16 protein-coding genes are annotated in these 19,374 nt (G+C 38.7%); 13 read left to right on the forward strand and 3 right to left on the reverse strand.

The window, feature by feature from the left end; all coding sequences use genetic code 11:
- Position 1 precedes the first annotated feature (1 nt).
- The 7 genes from LV83_RS15090 (at position 2) to porN (ending at position 7,613) form a co-directional block, all read left to right on the forward strand.
- Positions 2-1,123, forward strand: a complete 1,122-nt coding sequence (locus LV83_RS15090) for a DUF4271 domain-containing protein (RefSeq protein ID WP_111612389.1) — start codon at positions 2-4, stop codon at positions 1,121-1,123.
- Between the two features lie 32 nt (positions 1,124-1,155).
- On the forward strand, positions 1,156-1,929 hold the full coding sequence (locus tag LV83_RS15095) for a uroporphyrinogen-III synthase (RefSeq protein WP_111612390.1): 774 nt from the start codon (positions 1,156-1,158) through the stop codon (positions 1,927-1,929).
- Between the two features lie 76 nt (positions 1,930-2,005).
- Complete coding sequence (locus LV83_RS15100; protein WP_111612391.1) at positions 2,006-2,986, forward strand: PorP/SprF family type IX secretion system membrane protein; 981 nt, start codon at positions 2,006-2,008, stop codon at positions 2,984-2,986.
- 168 nt (positions 2,987-3,154) lie between these two features.
- Positions 3,155-4,249 carry a T9SS ring complex lipoprotein PorK/GldK gene (gene porK / locus LV83_RS15105; RefSeq protein ID WP_111612392.1) on the forward strand — a complete coding sequence of 365 codons (1,095 nt, stop codon included), beginning with the start codon at positions 3,155-3,157 and terminating at the stop codon, positions 4,247-4,249.
- Between the two features lie 55 nt (positions 4,250-4,304).
- A complete protein-coding gene (gene porL, locus LV83_RS15110; protein ID WP_111612393.1) occupies positions 4,305-5,108 on the forward strand; it encodes a type IX secretion system motor protein PorL/GldL in 804 nt (267 codons plus the stop codon).
- A gap of 40 nt (positions 5,109-5,148) precedes the next feature.
- A complete protein-coding gene (gene porM, locus LV83_RS15115; protein ID WP_111612394.1) occupies positions 5,149-6,762 on the forward strand; it encodes a type IX secretion system motor protein PorM/GldM in 1,614 nt (537 codons plus the stop codon).
- A gap of 32 nt (positions 6,763-6,794) precedes the next feature.
- Positions 6,795-7,613: a type IX secretion system ring subunit PorN/GldN gene (gene porN / locus LV83_RS15120; protein WP_111612395.1), complete on the forward strand. Its 819-nt coding sequence runs from the start codon at positions 6,795-6,797 to the stop codon at positions 7,611-7,613.
- Between the two features lie 14 nt (positions 7,614-7,627).
- Here the strand turns inward: porN and uvrC are convergent, their stop codons facing one another.
- From uvrC to porW, 3 genes are all read right to left on the reverse strand, one after another.
- Entirely contained in the window at positions 7,628-9,433 is a 1,806-nt protein-coding gene (gene uvrC / locus LV83_RS15125) for an excinuclease ABC subunit UvrC (RefSeq protein WP_111612396.1), read from the reverse strand.
- A 64-nt stretch (positions 9,434-9,497) separates the two neighbouring features.
- Positions 9,498-11,804 carry a penicillin-binding protein 1A gene (locus LV83_RS15130; protein WP_111612397.1) on the reverse strand — a complete coding sequence of 769 codons (2,307 nt, stop codon included), beginning with the start codon at positions 11,802-11,804 and terminating at the stop codon, positions 9,498-9,500.
- Between the two features lie 3 nt (positions 11,805-11,807).
- Positions 11,808-14,429, reverse strand: a complete 2,622-nt coding sequence (gene porW, locus LV83_RS15135) for a type IX secretion system periplasmic lipoprotein PorW/SprE (RefSeq protein WP_111612398.1) — start codon at positions 14,427-14,429, stop codon at positions 11,808-11,810.
- Between the two features lie 144 nt (positions 14,430-14,573).
- Between porW and LV83_RS15140 the strand changes: the two genes are divergently transcribed.
- The 6 genes from LV83_RS15140 (at position 14,574) to atpA (ending at position 19,315) form a co-directional block, all read left to right on the forward strand.
- Positions 14,574-14,804: an AtpZ/AtpI family protein gene (locus LV83_RS15140; RefSeq protein WP_111612399.1), complete on the forward strand. Its 231-nt coding sequence runs from the start codon at positions 14,574-14,576 to the stop codon at positions 14,802-14,804.
- Between the two features lie 447 nt (positions 14,805-15,251).
- Complete coding sequence (gene atpB, locus LV83_RS15150; RefSeq protein WP_111612401.1) at positions 15,252-16,277, forward strand: F0F1 ATP synthase subunit A; 1,026 nt, start codon at positions 15,252-15,254, stop codon at positions 16,275-16,277.
- A 37-nt stretch (positions 16,278-16,314) separates the two neighbouring features.
- Positions 16,315-16,572 (forward strand): ATP synthase F0 subunit C, encoded by a 258-nt coding sequence (gene atpE, locus LV83_RS15155; RefSeq protein WP_111318661.1) that lies wholly within the window; start codon positions 16,315-16,317, stop codon positions 16,570-16,572.
- A 77-nt stretch (positions 16,573-16,649) separates the two neighbouring features.
- Complete coding sequence (atpF, locus tag LV83_RS15160) at positions 16,650-17,144, forward strand: F0F1 ATP synthase subunit B (RefSeq protein ID WP_111612402.1); 495 nt, start codon at positions 16,650-16,652, stop codon at positions 17,142-17,144.
- Positions 17,145-17,153: 9 nt separating this feature from the next.
- Positions 17,154-17,714 (forward strand): ATP synthase F1 subunit delta, encoded by a 561-nt coding sequence (gene atpH, locus LV83_RS15165; protein ID WP_111612403.1) that lies wholly within the window; start codon positions 17,154-17,156, stop codon positions 17,712-17,714.
- 23 nt (positions 17,715-17,737) lie between these two features.
- On the forward strand, positions 17,738-19,315 hold the full coding sequence (atpA, locus tag LV83_RS15170; protein WP_111612404.1) for a F0F1 ATP synthase subunit alpha: 1,578 nt from the start codon (positions 17,738-17,740) through the stop codon (positions 19,313-19,315).
- The last annotated feature ends 59 nt before the right edge of the window (positions 19,316-19,374 follow it).

Below are 19,374 nucleotides of genomic sequence, written 5' to 3' on the forward strand. Positions count from 1 at the left end.
TATGAAAAAATTGATCAGTAAGTCAATATTTATTTTTACACTTCTTTTGACAGTAGGAGAAGTAGCATTTGCTCAGGTTTTGGAAGATTACAATCCAATGTGGCAAGAAGGGGAGCGAGAGACTTGGTTCAGTTCAAATGATAGGTTGATTTTAGAGTTGGATCTGGAAACATTTCCGCTTGCCTACTATTCATTTGAATTCCCAGATCATTCTGTGGTTTTTATTGGTGAGAAACTATGGTTTTTCACAGAAAGAGATACGACATTTAAGGAGCAAGTGACGGAGCTCAAAAGAGTATTTTCTGAGTCAAAAGTAAGTCTAACAGTTTTTAAGAATGGAATTTCTTCAGAACAGGCAAGTGTGATGAAGGTCTTGAAGTCTGAGCCGTTAGGCGTCATTTCGACTAGCGAAGGGTTCTTCTCCAATAAAAGAGATTTTAATCGACAAGGTATTCGTGATTTTTTTATCGTTGCGATGATCTCTTGCTTACTATTGATCACCTTGTATAAACTGGCATACCCCTTCATTTTTGCTATGATGATCAAGCCTATTTCTCTGCTTAATGCAGAAGATTTCTCTGAAAGTGGGAGTTTACAGAAGTTTTTTTCAGGAGATATTTTGTTATACGTATTTATTGTTAATACACTCTTGTCACTAGCAATGGTGACTTCTATGGTGATCTTTCGTCAAGAATGGCTAGAAGTTAGGATGGAATTGAATTTCAATTCCCTTACAGTTTTATGGTTATTAGGTTCATTTTTGCTTTTGGTGCTGACTATACTAAAGTTTACAGCTATCAGGATATTATCATATTTATTCGATTTAGGTAAATTAGAGTTCCCTCATTTTTTTTATTTGCTCCGCCTAGTAGTGATAGCGACTATAGTATTGATTTTTATATGCGCGTTTTTTTTACTTAATGATTTTTCAGCAATTAGGATTGCTTTAGAGGCATCATTTGTAGGGTTTTTCTGGATTTATATTTCCGGGATTTTAGGATTATTCCTAATTATGGTGAATAGACTCGGCTTTAAGAAATATCATTTATTTACTTACCTTTGCATCGCAGAATTAGTGCCCTTTTTAATCTTGGCCAAATTGGTGCTTGATTTGGGTTATTAATTGCGATAATCACCAAAAGGAATAAAAGAAGCATGAGCACAGTTACCAAAGACAGGTTTAGACCAGTAAAAAGTATCCTAGTATCTCAACCAGCCCCTGCGGGAGCGAATTCTCCCTATGTACAATTGGCAGAAAAGTATAATTTGAAGATTGATTTCCGTCAATTCATTAAGGTTGAGCCTGTAGTTCCAAAGGAATTTCGCAAGCAGAAGATTGATATTTTGAAGCATACTGCGGTGATTTTCACTAGCCGTAATGCTATAGATCATTTCTTTGCGATCTGCAAAGATTTCAAAATCGAAATGCCGGCAGATATGAAGTATTTCTGTATTTCAGATCAAACTGCACATTACCTTCAGAAGTATATTGTAATCCGAAAACGTAAATTATTCGTAGGTCAAAAGACAGCACAGGATTTATTTGATTACTTTAAAAAACATAAATCTGAAAAGTATCTTTTCCCTTGCTCTGATATCCGCAAAGACGATATTCCTGAATACATGCAAAAAAATGGGATAGCCTTTACAGAAGCTATCATTTATCATACGTTAGAAGCAGACTTGTCAGATTTGGCTGACGTCAAGTATGATATATTAGCCTTTTTCAGCCCATCAGGTATTAAATCATTGAAAATTAACTTCCCGGATTTCGAACAGGGAGCCACTCGCATAGCTGCTTTTGGCCCTACCACAGCTCAAGCTGTAAGAGATTTGGATTTGTTTTTGGATATTGAGGCACCTATGCCAAATGCTCCAAGTATGACTGGTGCATTGGAGCTTTATATTAAAAAGGCAAATAATTTGTAAAACATAAAACCTAAGCCTGTGGTTTTTCAGTTTAAATTCTTACACTAGCTAATATATTAGACGAAACCACTACAAAATGTTTAAAAGAGGCCATAGTTTATATTTTTTGAGATACACATTTCTCATGTTCTTCTTTTTTGAGGTTTCTTCGCTGATGGCCCAGCAAGACCCTCAATTTACTCAGTACATGTACAACGGGATGTATTATAATCCCGCATTCGCTGGTAAAGATGGAGGTTTGAGGTTTTCTGCACTGCATCGCTCTCAATGGTTGAATTACACAACCAGCACTGGTCAAGGTGGAGCTCCTGTGACTCAGTTGGTGAGTGGTCAAGGAAGGATAGAAGGGAGAAATATTGGATATGGTCTTACCATTGTCAATGATCGAATTGGAGCTACTAGTAACTTAGAGATCAATTTACAAGGGGCTTATCATAAAAAGCTCAACAGATCAACTTTAAGTGTAGGAGCGTATTTTGGAATGTTCTCCAGTGCATTAGATTATGGAGAACTAATTGTTGTTAATCCTGAACCGAATCTACCGGTAGCTGGAAAAGAAAGTCAATTGAACTTTAATTTTGGGGCAGGCTTATTGCTAGATGCTCGAAATTATTACATAGGTCTCAGTAGTAGACATATAAATGAGCCTAATTTTGATTTTGGAGATGGTTCCTATGCAAATCAATTGAAAAATCATTCGTATTTGCTCTTGGGATATAGGTTTAGACCGGTCGGTCAATTAGTTATTGAGCCAAGTTTTCTGTTAAAATCAGTATCATTTAATAATTTTTCTTATGAAGCTAGCGTTATTGCTACTCATCAGAATAAAATAAGTGGGGGGATAGGGTTTAGAGGAGAAGAGTCAGTTTCATTAATTTTAGGCTATACCCTATTAAAAGATAATTCATTGAAATTGGGATATGCCTTTGATTTGGTGTTTAGTGGAGTTGAAGCTAAATCTCCCACAAGTCATGAACTTATGCTTCGATATGCTTTATCCAATGTGAGTAGGGAAGTACAAAGAGTGATACAAAGAACACCAAGGTTTAGATTTTAAATTAGCTGAAATTCAATAGGAACGATGGTTGAGTTGAGAAAACAAACTAATATCAAAACCTCATATTTTGGCAGGTTATTTGCATTATTGTGCCAAATTCAGCTAAATTTCGAATCTTGAAAATACTTTACACATCGTAATTATTTGATGAACGAAAAAACGTCATTTATGTATAAAAAAATGAATGCTCGCTTATTGCCTCTTACTTTAGGGTTGGCACTAGTGACACTTTTACCTAGTTGCGGTCTTTTTAGTAAGAAAGGATCAGCTAGTGAAAAGATGAATAGAAGAGGAGAAGTAACAGGTGTTCCTAAGCGTACAAACTGGCAACAAAATCTTCCTTATGATATGGTTCCAGTAAAAGCTGGAACATTCTGGATGGGGCAAGCTGATGAAGATATTGCATTCTCGCAATCTGCATTGAACAAGCAAATAACCATCTCAGAATTTTTTATGGACAAATATGAAGTGTCCAATAACAAGTACCGTCAGTTTTTAGAGGCCGTCAAAAGCGGAACATATGAAACAGGTACTCCAACAACTTTAAAAGATCCTCCTCAATTAAATTATGAAGAGCTTAAGCCAGACACTACAGTTTGGTCTACAAGTTTTGCATATCATTATGGAGATCCATTGATGGAATTCTATTTTGATCATCCAGCCTTTGATAATTATCCTGTTGTCGGAGTTACTTGGGATCAGGCTAAAAAATATTGTGAATGGAAAACATATCACATGAGAGCAAATGATGAGGTTGATTTTGATGGGCCTGGCTTTACACTTCCGTCTGAAGCAGAGTGGGAATACGCTGCTAAAGGTGGAAAAGAGGTAGCTAAATATCCATGGGGTGGTCCTTACTTGAAGAATAAGAGAGGTTGCTTAATGGCTAATTTCAAGCCTGGACGTGGTAACTACATAGATGACGGTTTCCCTTACACAGCACCTGTTGATGTATTTGCACCAAATGGTTACGGACTGTATAACATGTCTGGAAATGTTGCCGAATGGGTACTTGATGCTTATGCTACAACTTCTAGTTCAATTACCTGGGATTTGAATCCACTATATGAAGATCCAAATGAGCCTAGGAAAGTCGTAAGAGGAGGATCCTGGAAGGACATCGCCCACTACCTTGAAACTAGTACAAGAACATATGAATACGAAGATGTGGCTCAAGCTCACATTGGTTTTAGAACTAAAATGACATTCATTGGCCGTTCTGGATCGATGGATGTGAAAAGTTCAACAAGAAGAAGAAGATAAGAGAAATTTATCCCCACACATAAAATACCTTAAAACCTTAATTACATTATAACACATGGCTAGCAACAGCAACTCGTTTTCAGCAAAATTTTATTCCAGCATAATGCCGAAGGTTTACGGTATTGGTGCTGCTGTAGTTATTCTTGGTGCAATGTTCAAAATCTTAGATTGGCAATTTGCAAATCTTATGATTGGTGTAGGACTTAGTACTGAGGCATTAATATTCTTCCTTTCCGCTTTCGAACCTAAATCTGAAGAAGTGGATTGGTCTAAAGTATATCCTGAATTAGCAGGCGATGCACCGGCAGCGCCAAGAGCCCAAAGAGTAGTTGCAGGTGGAGATCAAGTTTCTCAAAAGTTAGATGAAATGCTTTCTAAAGCTAAAGTAGGCCCTGAATTGATTGAAAGCCTTGGTAAAGGAATGCAAAACTTAGCTACTTCAGCTGAGAAAATGGGTAATTTATCAGACGCAGCTGTTGCAACGAATGAGTATGCTACTAATGTAAAGTCAGCAGCTAAAACTTTGGTGGACATGAATGCATCGTACAGCAAAACTGCTGCTGCCCTGACTGAAATGTCTGCAGCTTCGCAAGATGCCAAGGCTTATCATAACCAAGTGGTAACTGTTACAAAAAATCTTTCTGCGCTTAATTCTGTCTACGAGATGGAACTTCAAGATGCTAATAGCCATGTTAAGACTCTGAATAAATTCTATGCTAACATGACTGCTGCAATGGAAGGTCTTACTGAAGCAGGTAAAGAAACTCAAGCTTTCAAAACAGAATTATCAAAATTGAATCAGAACGTTAGTTCATTGAATAAGATCTATGGTGGAATGCTATCCGCTATGAAAGGTTAATTTCTCTTCAATTCATTTTAAAATCCATTAAAACTTAAAAATGGCAGGAGCTAAAGAGACACCTAGACAGCGGATGATTGGTATGATGTACCTAGTATTAACGGCCCTTTTGGCCTTACAGGTAAGCAACCAAATCCTCCAAAAATTTATATTAATTAATGATGGAATGGAACGAACTTCCAGAAATTTCATCGGTAAGAACGTTTCTACAGTAGAGTCAATAGCTTATACAGTAGAGCAACAAGGCAATAAAGAAGTAGATGTGCCAAAAGTTGCGGCCTCTCAAGAAGTACGAGATGCTACTAAGGAAATTTATGACTACTTAGAAGGATTAAAGCAAGACTTGATTATTCAGTCGAATGCCAAGAATGACGAAGGGAATTTTGTCAATGCAAACCTTAAAAATACCGAAATCACGGGAAATTTATTTGCAAATAACGGCAGAGGAGCTGAGATGAAGGAAAAGTTGAATGCTTATCCGGAGCAGATTTCTGCAATTTTGACAAAGATTGGTTTTCCAGATATGCAATTTGAGCCAATCGCGAAAGATGCTAAAGATATTGAGCTTTTTGCCAATGATAGAGAAGTGAAGAATAAGGATTTCGTTGCGCTGACGTTCGTGAAATCACCAGTTGGAGCTGTTATTGCCCTTATATCTCAGTTTCAAAATGAAATTTTGAACATAGAAAGTGAGTCATTGAAGGCAATACAGAATTCAATAGGTTCTTTCTTTTTCAAGGCAGATGTTACTGAAGCTCGAATTGCCGCGCTGTCAAATGTAGTAGCAGCGGGTACTAAATTCGAAGCTGATATGTTTATAGCTTCTAGTTCTACTTCAGCAGCGCCTACTATGACGATAGATGGTCGCTCTGTGCCTGTAGATGCTTCGGGATTTGGTAAAATTGAATTTAATGTGACTCCTGCTTCGGAATATGATGACAGAGGATTGGCAAGAAGAGTTATCAACGGCGAAATCATCACTAATGTAGGCGGGGAAGACAAAGTTCTGCCAGTAGAATATGAATATTTTGTAGCCCAGCCAGTAATTAAGGTTTCATCTGAAGTTGTTCAGCAGTTGTATGCTGATTGTGCTAATGAGCTTTTGATTGAAGTGCCTGCTCTTGGCAATACTTATTCCCCAGAATTTGCGGTAAGCAACGGTCAGTCTATAAAAGGAAATAAGCCTGGCCAGTTGACTGTTATTCCGGGTGCATCTGGAAAAGTCAATATTGGAGTTAGTAGTGGCGGAAATAAGATTGGGACAGTCGATTATGATATCAAACCTGTTCCTTTGCCTAATTTGGTTCCAGCTGCTTCTAACGGCACTGAAATTGATCTGAGTCAAGCACAAGCAATCAGTTCTCTAATGGGGCTTAAGATGCTAGCCAAAGCAGAACCAACTTTTGCTAGAACAATGTCCAAAGATGCTGCTTTTGAAGTGACTGGTGGTGAAATGAGATTATTGAGAAACGAAGTACCGAGACAAACTACTCCTATCTCTAATGGTAATAGTTTAGCGATGCGTTCGTTATTAGAAAGTGCTAGAGCTGGAGATGTCGTGGTATTCGAAATTAGACAAGTCACCAGAACAAATTTCAGAGGAAATAAAATTCCTTCAGAATTAAGACAAGTTATCACTATTCGAGTTAAGTAATTCGAGTATTGGATTAACATAAACGAATGATTATGAAAAAGTTTCTGACAAAATTAATCCTTTCCCTACTCATCGCTATAGGGTTTTCGCCTCTTGTTAGTCAGGCGCAAATCCCTGCTACTAGCGTAAGTCCATCTGGATATGGTGATCGTCAGTTTGATATGGATACGATCTTTTCTGCAAAGAGAATCAGAGAAGATGATAAAATGTATCAAATTGGTGTCTGGAGAAGAATCGACCTGCGAGAGAAATACAATATGCCTCTTTATGGATCAGGAGATACCAAAGATAATGGCATTATTAATCAAATTTATGATGCTATCGTAGAGGAAAATGCTCTAGAAGTTTTCGGAGATGAGGACTTTACGCAGCCATTGTCTATCGCTGAATTTCAGGAAAACTTTTGGTTGAATGCGACTGGAGATAGTATTTTCTCAAAGCAACTTTATTATCTGGATTTCAGAGAAGATTTTGTTTTTGATAAGCATCATTCAGACATGGTATTTGATATCAAATATCTTGAATTGGTGATGCCGTCTGAGACGAACTCTAATGCTGGTCAGAAGACTATTGGTTTCATTCGATATAAAGATTTCTATAACTATTTCAAAGATCATCCTGAAGCTAGATGGCTTAATTTTCAGAATATGGCTAGGAGTCTAACCTATGACCAAGCTTTTGAAACAAGGTTATTTAGATCTGTAGTAAGGAGATTTACAAACTCTGAAGAGGCTCTGATAGCTGACCTTGTGGCTGTAGATCATCCTAATCCAGATATGCAGGCTTACGTAGATGCACTTGAATTTGAATATAAATTGCTAGAATATGAAAACTCCCTATGGGAGTGGTAATATAAAAAGGGGCTTTAAGCCCCTTTATTTTTTTCTTTCCATTCTACCAATGCCTTTGCCCGACTAGTCCCTATTATTGCAGCTATTTCTTTTTCGCTTGCTTCACTTATCTTCTTAACTGATTTAAAGTGGCTTAGTAAATTGTCTGCTGTGCTTTTTCCTATTCCTGGGATTGCTGTAAGTTGTGTACCAAAAGCATTTTTGCTTCTTATATTCCTGTGAAATGTTATGGCAAATCGATGGGCTTCATCTCGGATTCTTTGTAATAGTCTTAAGCTCTCTGATTTTTTATCAATATGTACTGGGTAAGAATCACCTGGGAAGTATATTTCTTCCAGCCTTTTAGCGATACCTATGATTGGCATCTGACCATAAACTCCTAATTCCTTCAGAGCTTCTACCGCGGATGATAACTGACCTTTACCACCGTCTATTACAACCAACTTAGGCATTGGCTTGCCTTCGTCTATTAAGCGCTTATACCGACGCCCAACGACCTCTTTCATGCTAGCAAAGTCATCTGGCCCAACGACTGTTTTGATGTGATAATGTCGATATTCCTTAACCGCAGGTTTACCGTTTAAAAAGCATACCATACTAGCAACAGGATTTGTTCCTTGAATATTGGAATTGTCGAAACATTCGATGTGATCTGGGATTTCGGGCAGACTTAGGTCTTGTTGTAGTTGTCGGATCACACGATCCTTTTTATCTTGATTTAAGCCTATCAGCAATGCTTTTTCCTTTTTGTAGTAAAGTGCATTTTTCAATGATAGCTCGATAAGCTTCTTCTTATCTCCAATCTTCGGATGGAATACATTCAATCCTTCAATTTGTTCTGTCAATTCTATGTTTAGCAGGACTTCTTCGGCATCACTTTGGAATTGATCCTGAAGTCTAATCAATGCAGTTAAGAGCAACTGTTCATCTGATTCATCCAGTCTCTTTTTAAGCTCCACATTCTTCGAAGTAATAAGCGAACCATTCTTCACACGCATGAAATTTACATAGGCGTTCTTCTCATCGGAAACGATGGTACACACGTCCAGATTATTAATGGAAGGACTTGCTATCAATGACTTTGCCTGATATTTTTCAAGCAAATCCAGTTTTTCCTTCAGTTTATGAGCTTTTTCAAATTCAAGATTTTCTGCATGCTGCTGCATTTCCTGCTTGAAATAGGTTTTAGCCACTCCAAGGTTTCCTTTCAGGATATGTTTTGCTTGCTCTAGATCTTTATTGTAATCTGTTTCATTTTGTAACCCTACACAAGGACCCTGACAATTCCCTATATGGTATTCTAGGCATACTTTATATTTCCCTTCAGCGATTTTATAAGGTGATAAATCGAGCTTGCAAGTTCGAATCGTGAATAGCTCTCGGATCAAATCCAACACATTATTCATTGCTTTGACACTTGCAAAAGGCCCATAATATGTACCCCGTCTAGGAATCATTTTCCGTGTGGGGAAAATTTGAGGAAAATTCTCTTTTGTTAAAAGGAGGTATGGGTAGGTCTTATCGTCTCGAAGTAGAATGTTATACTTTGGTTGAGACTTTTTTATCAAATTATTCTCCAAAAGGAGCGCGTCAAATTCACTATCAACTAAAGTGATTTCAATTCTTCGTATCTCCTTGACCATCTTTCTGGTTTTCAGATTAACGCCAGCATTTTTATTGAAATAGCTACTAACTCGCTTTTTTAAGCTTTTGGCTTTACCTACATAGATCAATTCATTCTCCTCATTAAAATACTTGTAAACCCCTGGATTATCTGGGAGTGTTAAGTGATCAGTAGGTGAAAAGGAGGATGATTGCATGGTATAAAATTAAAAAAAAACAGCCTCGGTTTAAGGCTGTTTTTGAAAGAGGTTCTATAAATTTTTAAAAGTCATTCTTTTTGGCATCGTAATCAAAATCAGCAAACCGTTGACTTTCTTTTTCATAGACATCACAATCTATCTCTATGCTCAATGGACGTTCAGGTCTTGGGAATGGTCCTTTAGTATAACCTAGACTTTTATCAGCATACACTTTTTTCATATAATTCTGCCAGATAGGTCTTGCAGTTCTACCACCTTGTCCATCATACCAATTTCTAAAGTGGATGGCACGATCATCACCGCCTACCCATACACCACTGACCAGATCTTTACTAATTCCCATATACCAGCCATCGGAAGCATTTTGTGTAGTTCCAGTCTTTCCTCCTAGTTCATTGTCCTGTCTTAATTCCCAATCCACCCCTTGACTTGTTCCGCCACTTTCTTCAAATCCACCTCTGAGCATATAGGTCATTAAGTAAGCGTGTTCCTCACTCATGGCCGGTCTCTTTTTGGCGGTGAATTGTTGAATTACATTTCCATTTTTATCTTCAATTCTGTCGATGTAGAATGGTGTCGTATGCTCACCTTGATTGACAAAAGTCCCAAAGGCTCCCACCATTTCAAAAATAGAGACATCATTCACTCCTAGAGCCAAAGCTGGAACTTCTTCTAAATCACTAGTAACACCCAACCTTCTTGCAGTCTCAACCACAATTTTCGGGCTTAGCTTCTTCATCATATATGCAGTGATCGAATTCACAGATTCAGCCATAGCATGTCTAATAGTCATTTTTTCGTAACTGAATTTCCCATCTGCGTTTGAGGGACTCCATGCCGGCTGACCTGGAATATAGACTTCGACTGGTTGGTCAATAACGCTATAGCACGGGCTGTAGCCGTTTTCAATGGCAGCCGCATAAACAAAGGGTTTGAACGTAGAGCCAGGCTGTCTCTTCGCTCGGAGTACGTGATCATACTTGAAATACTTGTGGTCCAATCCACCTACCCAAGCTTTGATTTGCCCAGTATGTGCATCCATACTCATAAAACCAGTTTGTAGGAATTTCTTGTAATATCTCATGGAATCCATAGAGCTCATGAGCGTATCTATTTCTCCTTTTTCCCAAGAAAACACCTTCATTTTCTTCTTTTCATTCAACTTGATATTTATAGAATCTGTGTCATTACCATAACGCACTTTGAGTAAACGGTACGCTTCAGTCCTTCTCACAGCATCTTCGATGAAATTTGGGATAACACGACGGTTTTCATCTATCCATGGGTCGTTCTTACCCATTTCTTTGTAGAATTTCGCTTGTAAAGTCGCCATGTGATCAGCAACTGCATCCTCTGCATATTGCTGCATACGGCTATCGATAGTGGCATAAATCCTAAGTCCATCACCGTAAAGGTCATAGGCAGTTCCATCAGATTTTAGGTTTTCCTTTGTCCACTTGATCAAATCTGCTTTAACGATTTCTCTGAAATAAGTGGCTAATCCTTTATTTTGATTTGCTACACTGTAGTTAAGTTCTATTGGTAATTTTGACAAAGAATCATATTCACTATCTGTTAATGCATCATTTTTACGCATTTGAGATAGAACTGTATTCCGTCTGCGAAGTGAATTCTCTGGGTTGTAAACAGGGCTGTAATAGGAAGGTGCTTTGAATAAGCCGACTAATACGGCTGATTCTTGGACAGCTAGGTCTGAAGGTGTTTTATTGAAAAATGTCTTAGCGGCAGTTTTTATCCCAAACGCATTAGATCCAAAATCAGAAGTATTGAGATAGAGTGTAAGTATCTCGTTTTTAGTATAGGCTTTTTCTAATTGGGTTGCTACAATCCACTCTTTCGTTTTGATAATAAGCATTCCTAAGCCTGGAATAGAACTCAGTAAACCTTGAGAAGCATCTGTCCTAGTTTTGAAAAGATTTTTTGCGGTTTGCTGACTTAGTGTTGATCCACCTCCGGCGTTTTGGCCAAGGAGAATTGATTTGACAAAAACACGAGCCATCGCCTGCATATCAATCCCTGAATGGTTTTCAAAACGCACATCCTCAGTCGATATCAATGCATTAACTAGATTAGGAGCTAGTTCTTCGTATTTGACAGGGCTTCTGTTTTCACGGAAATATTGCCCTAGAAGAACTCCATCCGTAGAATATAATTCTGATGCAATTTCAGAATCAGGATTTTCCAAGGCTTTAAAGTCTGGAAGAGATCCGAATAATCCTAGAAAATTAATACTGACCATCCAGACAAACAGGATGAAACCAAAAAATCCTGCAATAAAGGCGATCCAGAGGTATTTTATGGTCTTGGATACCCAAGAGGATGTTTGGGGTTTTGCTTTGTTACTCATAGTTTACTTATAAGTGGACTTAAAGAAAGTCCTGTATTCTTCTAAATTTTTGCTTTTACTCAGTAATTGAAAGTTCTCGATCGATATCACAAATGAGTTTGACTTTACCTCATCTGGAAGTCCTTCTGATTGGAATTCTTTTAGAAACTTACTGTAATATTCTTTTGCTTTTTCGGCATTTGAAAAAGGGCTAATAATTAAAATCGTGTTCTCCCTGTTGAAATTAAAGTCCCCTGTCCTCAATCTTTCCTTGGAGAAATTCGATGAATGAAAACTCTCGATATCGGGTAAAAGACTTTTTGCAGTTTCAGAAAGACTGGGATCCATCACCAGTGCAAAGATATGCGTTGCCGCCTCATTGTATTTGTAGGGTGAGGAAGATGCTCCTTCATTTTCTTCTACCTCTTCCGATGCATTATTCTCAACTAAAGTGGAATCACCTTCTACTATTTCTTTTGGATTAAGTTCTGCTAATTCTTCCTGAGACAGCATAGGTTTTAGCATATTCCTTGCCAACTCTACCAAATTTTCGTCTTGCGTATTTTCTATATAATTTTCTAAGCGCTCTCGGTACTTAGCTCTACTTTCAGTTTTGCCAGAGACCATGATATCTAACAGCAGGAGTCGTTCTGTATTTCGAGTTAGTGGATAATCTTCTAATGTTGATTTTATGATAGCTTTACTAGACTGATACTGCCCATCATAATAGGCGTTATAAGCCTTTTCGTATCTTTTGGAGGACTCTACATAGGCCAAATTACCCGATGCAGCATCTGGATTATTTACAGAGTAAGTGTATTGTGATTCTGGAAATTCCCTGTTCAGGCGGCTAACATATTGTTGGGAATTTCCTCCCAAATCTTTTTGTGCCAAGTATAATAAATAATATGCCTCAGGTTTTCTTGAAGAGGCAGGATATACCCGAACCAAAGTTTCAAGATTGTCAACACTCTGCTCGGTTTCTTTTAGCTCAAAATATAGAAGCTTTCCTAATTCGAAGTAGGATTCCTCTAATTCAAGATTTAGCGTTGTAATCTGTTCGGCTGTATTTGGGATTTCTGCCAATAGATTATCTAAAGTTGGCAATTGGCTTATAAGACTTTCTTTTTCCGTGGAAATAGAGTCCCCTTCAGTGGGCTCAGTAATTGTAGGAGCTGAACTTTGGAAACTCATAGCACTTCTTCTCCAATTATCCTGCAACGGGCGATTGCCCCAGGTTCTTCTAAAATCAATAGCTCCTTGTTGCATAGCGACGCTATTGTCAAAGTAAAACGATGATCCAGAACCTCTGTCACTAAATGCTAAAAGATTGTCGAAAACACTTGTGCTTCTAGGCTTCTGAAGTTCCTCAGCTTCCCGCATCAGTCGTTCTTCTTCTGATTTGATAAAGTTTTCAGCAACTAGCTTTTGTTCTTCAGGTGTTAAGTCGGCTAATCTTAACAAACTGTCATTGTTTTGGATTCTTTCAAAGTGAAAGACATATTGGTCAAGAGACTCTTTTTGACTTGTAATTTGTATCGCTACCGGATCATTCTCAATAATGTAGGTGAGTGCAGAATCCAGGTAGTACTTGGTGGCTCTGTAATCCTTAAATTCAGATAAATTTATTTCCGCCAGCTTTTGGTATATGTAGCCTTTTACTCTGGGATTACTTCCAGGCTCTTTAGCTGCTTGGTGAAGTAAATCAAGAGTAAGTTGAGTGTCACCTTGCTTTGCCTCGAATAGTGCTTTTTCATAAATCACTACATCTTTTAGATCCTTGTTTTTTGGATCTTCATAGAGGTCGTCATAGTACTTACGTACCTTTCTGAGATCCTTTGAGGCATTTAGTTCCGCAACTTGCTGTGCATACAATTGGGCATAAAAGCTTCGCTCATAAGGAGGGTTTCCAGCGAGTGATTTTTCATAATATTCGTGAGCTAAGGCATCAAAGCCTTCCCGCTGATAACGCTGAGCCAGAATGAAGTTGATTCGGGATTCTTCTTTATTATTCCGAGAATACTCAATCGCCTTATCTAATGCGCCAATTACCCCACTTTTATCCCCTCGCCTTTCGTAGTAATAGGCTAATGTTCTGTATAGCTCGTACCTGTTTTCATCAGAAATCCCAGATTCTTTGGAGAGGTAATCTATAGTGAAATTGGCGTTTTCAAATTCCCCTTGATCCACATAGAGACGAAGCAAGGTAATTAAGGTCTTATGGCGCAGGTCATCACTTTTTGAATTTACATTAATGTATTTAAACGTGTTTTGTGCATCGTCAAAGTGTGATTGGTAATAATCTAGCTTTCCGAGAATGTAGTAGCTATCATCTACCCAATTGCTGATTTTATGCCATTCTATGGCTTTAGAGGCTAATTCGCGGGATGATTGCAATTTCTCAGCGTTTGCTTGAATAGTTGCCGAATCAAGAGGAATAAAGACAGGAAGGATCTGAGTATAGTCTTCTTTGTAGTTTTGATAAACTTCGGCTTCTACCTCCTTTAATCTCACATCTGCTAAGTAATAGGCATTGAAATGTGCAGTGACATTATGGAAAGTCCTGTTCGTAAAGGTGTTGCGCTCTGAAGAGCACGCTACGCAAAAAAATAAAATGACTACTATAAGCCTGGAAAATTTCTTCATGAGTTGTTTTGCCCAATTCAAGTAGCAAAATAGGTTTTTTGATTTACTTAGTGAACGAATACTGTGGTCTATTATTTGTGTCCACCTGACTCACTAAGATATAACTAGCAATTTTTAACAAAAATAACCTCAATCAGCGCAATTATGAGCCCAGAAGAAAAGGATTCCAAGCCAACCGGTACACCAGTTTATGTAAAATACATTGGTCTATCTTTCCAGTTATTTGGAATAATAGGTGCGGGTACTTGGTTTGGGTGGTGGCTTCAGCAGCGAAGTGAAATGAAGTTTCCTCTCTGGCTCCTCTTATTCTGTTTCCTTTCCGTTATCATCGCTTTTTATCAACTCTGGATGTCCATGAAGCAGGATAATAATTGAGTTTAAAAAAATGAAGTAATTTTGCAGGCAAACAGTCAACTATTATGCTTTTGCCAAAAAATATGCACCTTCAATTCCTTCTTTTCTCAGCAGCCGTTGCAGGGTTGATCGGTTTATTTAGTGTTTTATTGCCCACTATCGTCCACGAAAAAATCTGGAACATTTATTTTTTTATGCTAATTCTGTCTTTTTTGATCAGCATATTGAATGCGTTTCTGCTGAAATCATTTGCTGAAAATTTCTTCAATATCCTAGTTTTAGCTATGATTCTGAGATTTATAGCCACAATTGTTTTTATTGGATTGGCTGTATGGCCTGGAATGGAAAATATTATTCTGTTTATAGCAGATTTCTTCGTTGTTTTTTTGTTCTACTTAGTTTTTGATATCTACGCCTTTCTGTCTAACTTGCGCCCGATTTCAAAGTAGCCCTCAAATAATAGAGTTAATGACGCGTAAAATACTGGCACTAAGTCTTTTAATTTCAGCATTCTTGCTTGGTTTTACCGGCAATACTCAAGCTGCAGGTGGAGAAGAAGATAAGACGAGCTTCATTATGCATCACGTAAAGGATTCTCACGAGTGGCATTTCGCTACTTTTGGGCATACACACGTGACTTTGCCACTTCCAGTGATTGTCTATTCAGGAGATCGAGGATTGGAGTTTTTCAAGTCTTCAGATTTCCAAAATCACGAGACGCATGCATTTGGTGAAGAGTTTGCTCATGAAGGATACTATATAGATGAGCATGATCATTTAGGTAGGGTAGACCACGGTAGCTTTATAGAGTTTTCGATTACAAAGAACGTGGTCATGCTATTTATAGTATTGATCTTTGTTGGGTGGTTAGCGCTTTCTGCAGCTGCTTTCTATAAGAAAAATGGCGCTGTAGCTCCGAAAGGCGCTGCTGCGATCATTGAGCCAATTGTTATTTTCGTAAGAGACGATATTGCAAAAGAATCAATTGGGCCGCAATACAAGCGTTTTGTACCTTATTTGATTACCCTTTTTCTTTTTGTGTGGTTTGGTAACTTATTGGGACTTATCCCGGGTGCTGCCAACATGACTGGAAATATCGCAGTTACCTTGGTTTTGGCGGTTTTGACCTTCATTATTACCAATGTCAATGGAAATAAGGATTATTGGAAGCACGTCTTCATGACGCCAGGCGTTCCTCCATTAATGTTGCTGATTATCGTTCCTGTCGAGATTATCGGTTTGTTTACCAAACCTTTCGCTTTGATGGTTCGACTATTTGTAGCGATCACAGCAGGTCACATTGTAATCCTAGGCTTTATAGCTTTGGCCTTTATCTTCGAATCGTATACTATCGGTGTAGCAAGTACCCTGATGGTTACCTTTATAAATCTAATTGAGTTATTGGTGGCGACAATCCAGGCTTATGTATTCACGCTGTTCTCAGCGATGTACATTGGTTCGGCAGTAGCTGAGCATGCTCATGCAGATCATTAATTAGTAATTTCTTTGTTCAATTTATAAATCTAAGTTTATGTTAACTATTATCTTGTTGACTGCTGGTTACGCTCTTATGGGAGCTGGTATCGGTGCAGGTATTGTTGCGATTGGCGCAGGCCTTGGTATCGGTCGTATTGGTGGACAGGCAATGGAAGCTATTGCTCGTCAGCCAGAAGCTGCTGGTAAAATCCAGGGTGCAATGTTGATTATTGCAGCCTTGATCGAGGTGGTTTCCCTGTTCGCAGCGGTAATCTGTTTGTTGATCGCGCTAAACATCGCGGAGATCGCATAATTTACTAGAAGAGGGATTGGCGCTAGGCCTTTCCCTTTTCTTTATTCAATTGAACAATCTGAGATAATACATACCCCATGGATTTAATTACACCAGGTACCGGTCTTATTTTCTGGCAATTATTTGGCTTCTTAGGCCTACTCTTCATTCTAATCAAGTTTGCATGGAAGCCTATGCTAGCTGCTTTGGACGAAAGAGAAGGTAGCATCAACAATGCATTGAAAGCTGCTGAAACTGCTAGAAATGAAATGGCAAATTTGAAAGCTGAGAATGAAAAACTTCTTGCTGATGCCAGACTTGAAAGAGATACTATTTTGAAGAAAGCTCAGGACGCTTCTGTGAAAATGGTCGATGATGCAAAGGCTGAGGCTGTGAAGGCTGGTGCTTTGATGATCGAAAATGCAAAAGCTGTCATTGAGACTGAGAAAAAAGCTGCTTTGGCAGATGTTAAAACTCAGGTTGCTAGCCTTTCTCTCGCAGTAACTGAAAAGCTCCTAAGAGCAAATCTATCCGACGACAAGTCTCAAAAGGATCTGGTAGAAGGATTTATCAAAGAACTTAAGCTTAACTAATACACCTCCATGTCAAACCAGAGAGTAGCATCCCGCTATGCCAAGTCAATCATGGAACTTTCTTTGGAAAAAGGAAGACTAGCCGAGGTGCATACAGATTTTCAAAGACTGACTGCTTTGGCAGAAAGCAACCATGAGCTGAGGTTAGTTTTGAAAAACCCAATTGTCAATTCAGATAAGAAATTGAATGTGCTTAAGGCTCTTTTTGCTAAGGGCGCAGATCCGCTTACAATGACTTTTTTCGAGATTATTTCCCGAAAAAACAGAGAGGAGATTCTTCTTGACGTGGCTAAAGAATTTGAAAACCAGTACAATCTTCATATGTCTATTCAGGTAGCTGAGTTGACTACTACTTTCCCTATTGATGATAAACTACGCAAGGAGTTTGCTGAAGTAGTAAAAGAAATTTCTGGTAAGAAGACGGTACAATTGGTGGAGAAAGTAAATCCAGACTTAATCGGTGGATATATTTTGAAAGTAAATGACCGTCAGCTTGACGAGTCATTGAGTAGCAAATTGAGGCAGTTGAAGACTCAGTTTATCACAAATCATTACGAAAGTAAAATCTAACAAAAAGCAATAATCTATATATCATGGCAGAAGTAAGACCTGATGAAGTTTCGGCAATTTTAAGAGAACAACTCTCTGGTGCAAGAACCGAAGCTGAACTCGAAGAAGTAGGTACAGTCCTTCAAGTGGGGGATGGTGTAGCTCGTATCTATGGACTTTCTAAGGCTCAGTCCGGTGAATTGCTAGAATTCGACAATGGTCTGAAAGCAATGGTACTGAACCTTGAAGAAGACAACGTCGGAGCAGTACTTTTCGGGGACTCCAAATCTGTAAAAGAAGGAGATACCGTAAAAAGAACTAAAAGAATTGCTTCTATTCAGGCAGGTGAAGGAATGCTAGGTCGTGTAGTGGATACCTTGGGTAATCCTATCGACGGTAAAGGTCCTATCACCGGCGAATTGTATGAGATGCCTTTGGAACGTAAAGCTCCAGGTGTAATCTACCGTCAGCCAGTAACTGAGCCTCTTCAAACAGGTATTAAATCTATCGATGCGATGATTCCAATCGGTAGAGGTCAAAGAGAATTGGTAATTGGTGACCGTCAGACTGGTAAGACAGCCGTGGTTATCGATGCTATCTTGAACCAAAAAGAATTTTACGATAAAGGTGAGCCAGTTTTCTGTATCTACGTTGCAATCGGTCAGAAAGCATCTACCGTTGCAGGTGTAGTTGCAGCCCTTGAAAAAGGTGGCGCACTTCCATATACAGTAATCGTAGCAGCTCCTGCTTCTGATCCAGCTCCAATGCAATTCTTTGCTCCATTTACTGGTGCATCGATTGGTGAGTTCTTCAGAGATACAGGTCGTCCAGCTTTGGTTGTTTATGATGATCTTTCTAAGCAAGCAGTTGCTTACCGTGAAGTATCTCTTCTTTTGAGAAGACCTCCAGGACGTGAAGCATACCCAGGTGACGTATTCTACCTTCACTCAAGATTGCTAGAGAGAGCTGCGAAAATCAACAAGTCTGATAAAATCGCTCAGGAAATGAACGATTTGCCAGATTCTATCAAGCATTTGGTAAAAGGTGGCGGGTCTTTGACAGCACTTCCAATTATCGAAACTCAAGCTGGTGACGTTTCTGCATACATCCCGACTAACGTAATCTCTATTACTGATGGTCAGATCTTCTTGGAGACTAACCTTTTCAACTCTGGTATCCGTCCTGCGATTAACGTAGGTATCTCGGTATCACGAGTGGGTGGTAACGCGCAGATCAAGTCAATGAAGAAAATTGCCGGTACCTTGAAATTGGACCAGGCAGCTTTCCGTGAATTGGAAGCATTCTCTAAGTTTGGTTCTGATCTAGATGCGACTACTAAGCGTACCATCGAAAGAGGTAGAAGAAATCAAGAAATCTTGAAGCAGGCCCAGTACTCTCCAGTATCTGTAGCGCATCAGGTTGCTATCATCTATGCTTCTACAAAAGGCTTAATGGATACAGTTCCTGTTGAAAAAGCTAGAGCCTTTGAGAAAGAATTCTATACCCTTTTGGATACTTCTTATCCTGAGGCATTAGACTTCATCTTGAAAGGAAATGTAGACGAAGCTGGAAAAGTTCTTTCCAAGGCAGCTGCTGAGTTAGCTCCTAAATTCGCGAAATAATTGATTAAAATTCCGGAAGGCGTGTGTCTTCCGGTTAGTTAATACCCCAAGCACAAAGC

The organism is Algoriphagus yeomjeoni (genome assembly GCF_003259505.1).
Lineage (GTDB): Bacteria > Bacteroidota > Bacteroidia > Cytophagales > Cyclobacteriaceae > Algoriphagus > Algoriphagus yeomjeoni.

Coding starts and splice junctions, on each gene's coding strand:
- LV83_RS15090 (WP_111612389.1), top strand. CDS start 2: ATGAAAAAATTGATCAGTAAGTCAATATTTATTTTTACACTTCTTTTG.
- LV83_RS15095 (WP_111612390.1), top strand. CDS start 1,156: ATGAGCACAGTTACCAAAGACAGGTTTAGACCAGTAAAAAGTATCCTA.
- LV83_RS15100 (WP_111612391.1), top strand. CDS start 2,006: ATGTTTAAAAGAGGCCATAGTTTATATTTTTTGAGATACACATTTCTC.
- porK (WP_111612392.1), top strand. CDS start 3,155: ATGTATAAAAAAATGAATGCTCGCTTATTGCCTCTTACTTTAGGGTTG.
- porL (WP_111612393.1), top strand. CDS start 4,305: ATGGCTAGCAACAGCAACTCGTTTTCAGCAAAATTTTATTCCAGCATA.
- porM (WP_111612394.1), top strand. CDS start 5,149: ATGGCAGGAGCTAAAGAGACACCTAGACAGCGGATGATTGGTATGATG.
- porN (WP_111612395.1), top strand. CDS start 6,795: ATGAAAAAGTTTCTGACAAAATTAATCCTTTCCCTACTCATCGCTATA.
- uvrC (WP_111612396.1), bottom strand. CDS start 9,433: ATGCAATCATCCTCCTTTTCACCTACTGATCACTTAACACTCCCAGAT.
- LV83_RS15130 (WP_111612397.1), bottom strand. CDS start 11,804: ATGAGTAACAAAGCAAAACCCCAAACATCCTCTTGGGTATCCAAGACC.
- porW (WP_111612398.1), bottom strand. CDS start 14,429: ATGAAGAAATTTTCCAGGCTTATAGTAGTCATTTTATTTTTTTGCGTA.
- LV83_RS15140 (WP_111612399.1), top strand. CDS start 14,574: ATGAGCCCAGAAGAAAAGGATTCCAAGCCAACCGGTACACCAGTTTAT.
- atpB (WP_111612401.1), top strand. CDS start 15,252: ATGACGCGTAAAATACTGGCACTAAGTCTTTTAATTTCAGCATTCTTG.
- atpE (WP_111318661.1), top strand. CDS start 16,315: ATGTTAACTATTATCTTGTTGACTGCTGGTTACGCTCTTATGGGAGCT.
- atpF (WP_111612402.1), top strand. CDS start 16,650: ATGGATTTAATTACACCAGGTACCGGTCTTATTTTCTGGCAATTATTT.
- atpH (WP_111612403.1), top strand. CDS start 17,154: ATGTCAAACCAGAGAGTAGCATCCCGCTATGCCAAGTCAATCATGGAA.
- atpA (WP_111612404.1), top strand. CDS start 17,738: ATGGCAGAAGTAAGACCTGATGAAGTTTCGGCAATTTTAAGAGAACAA.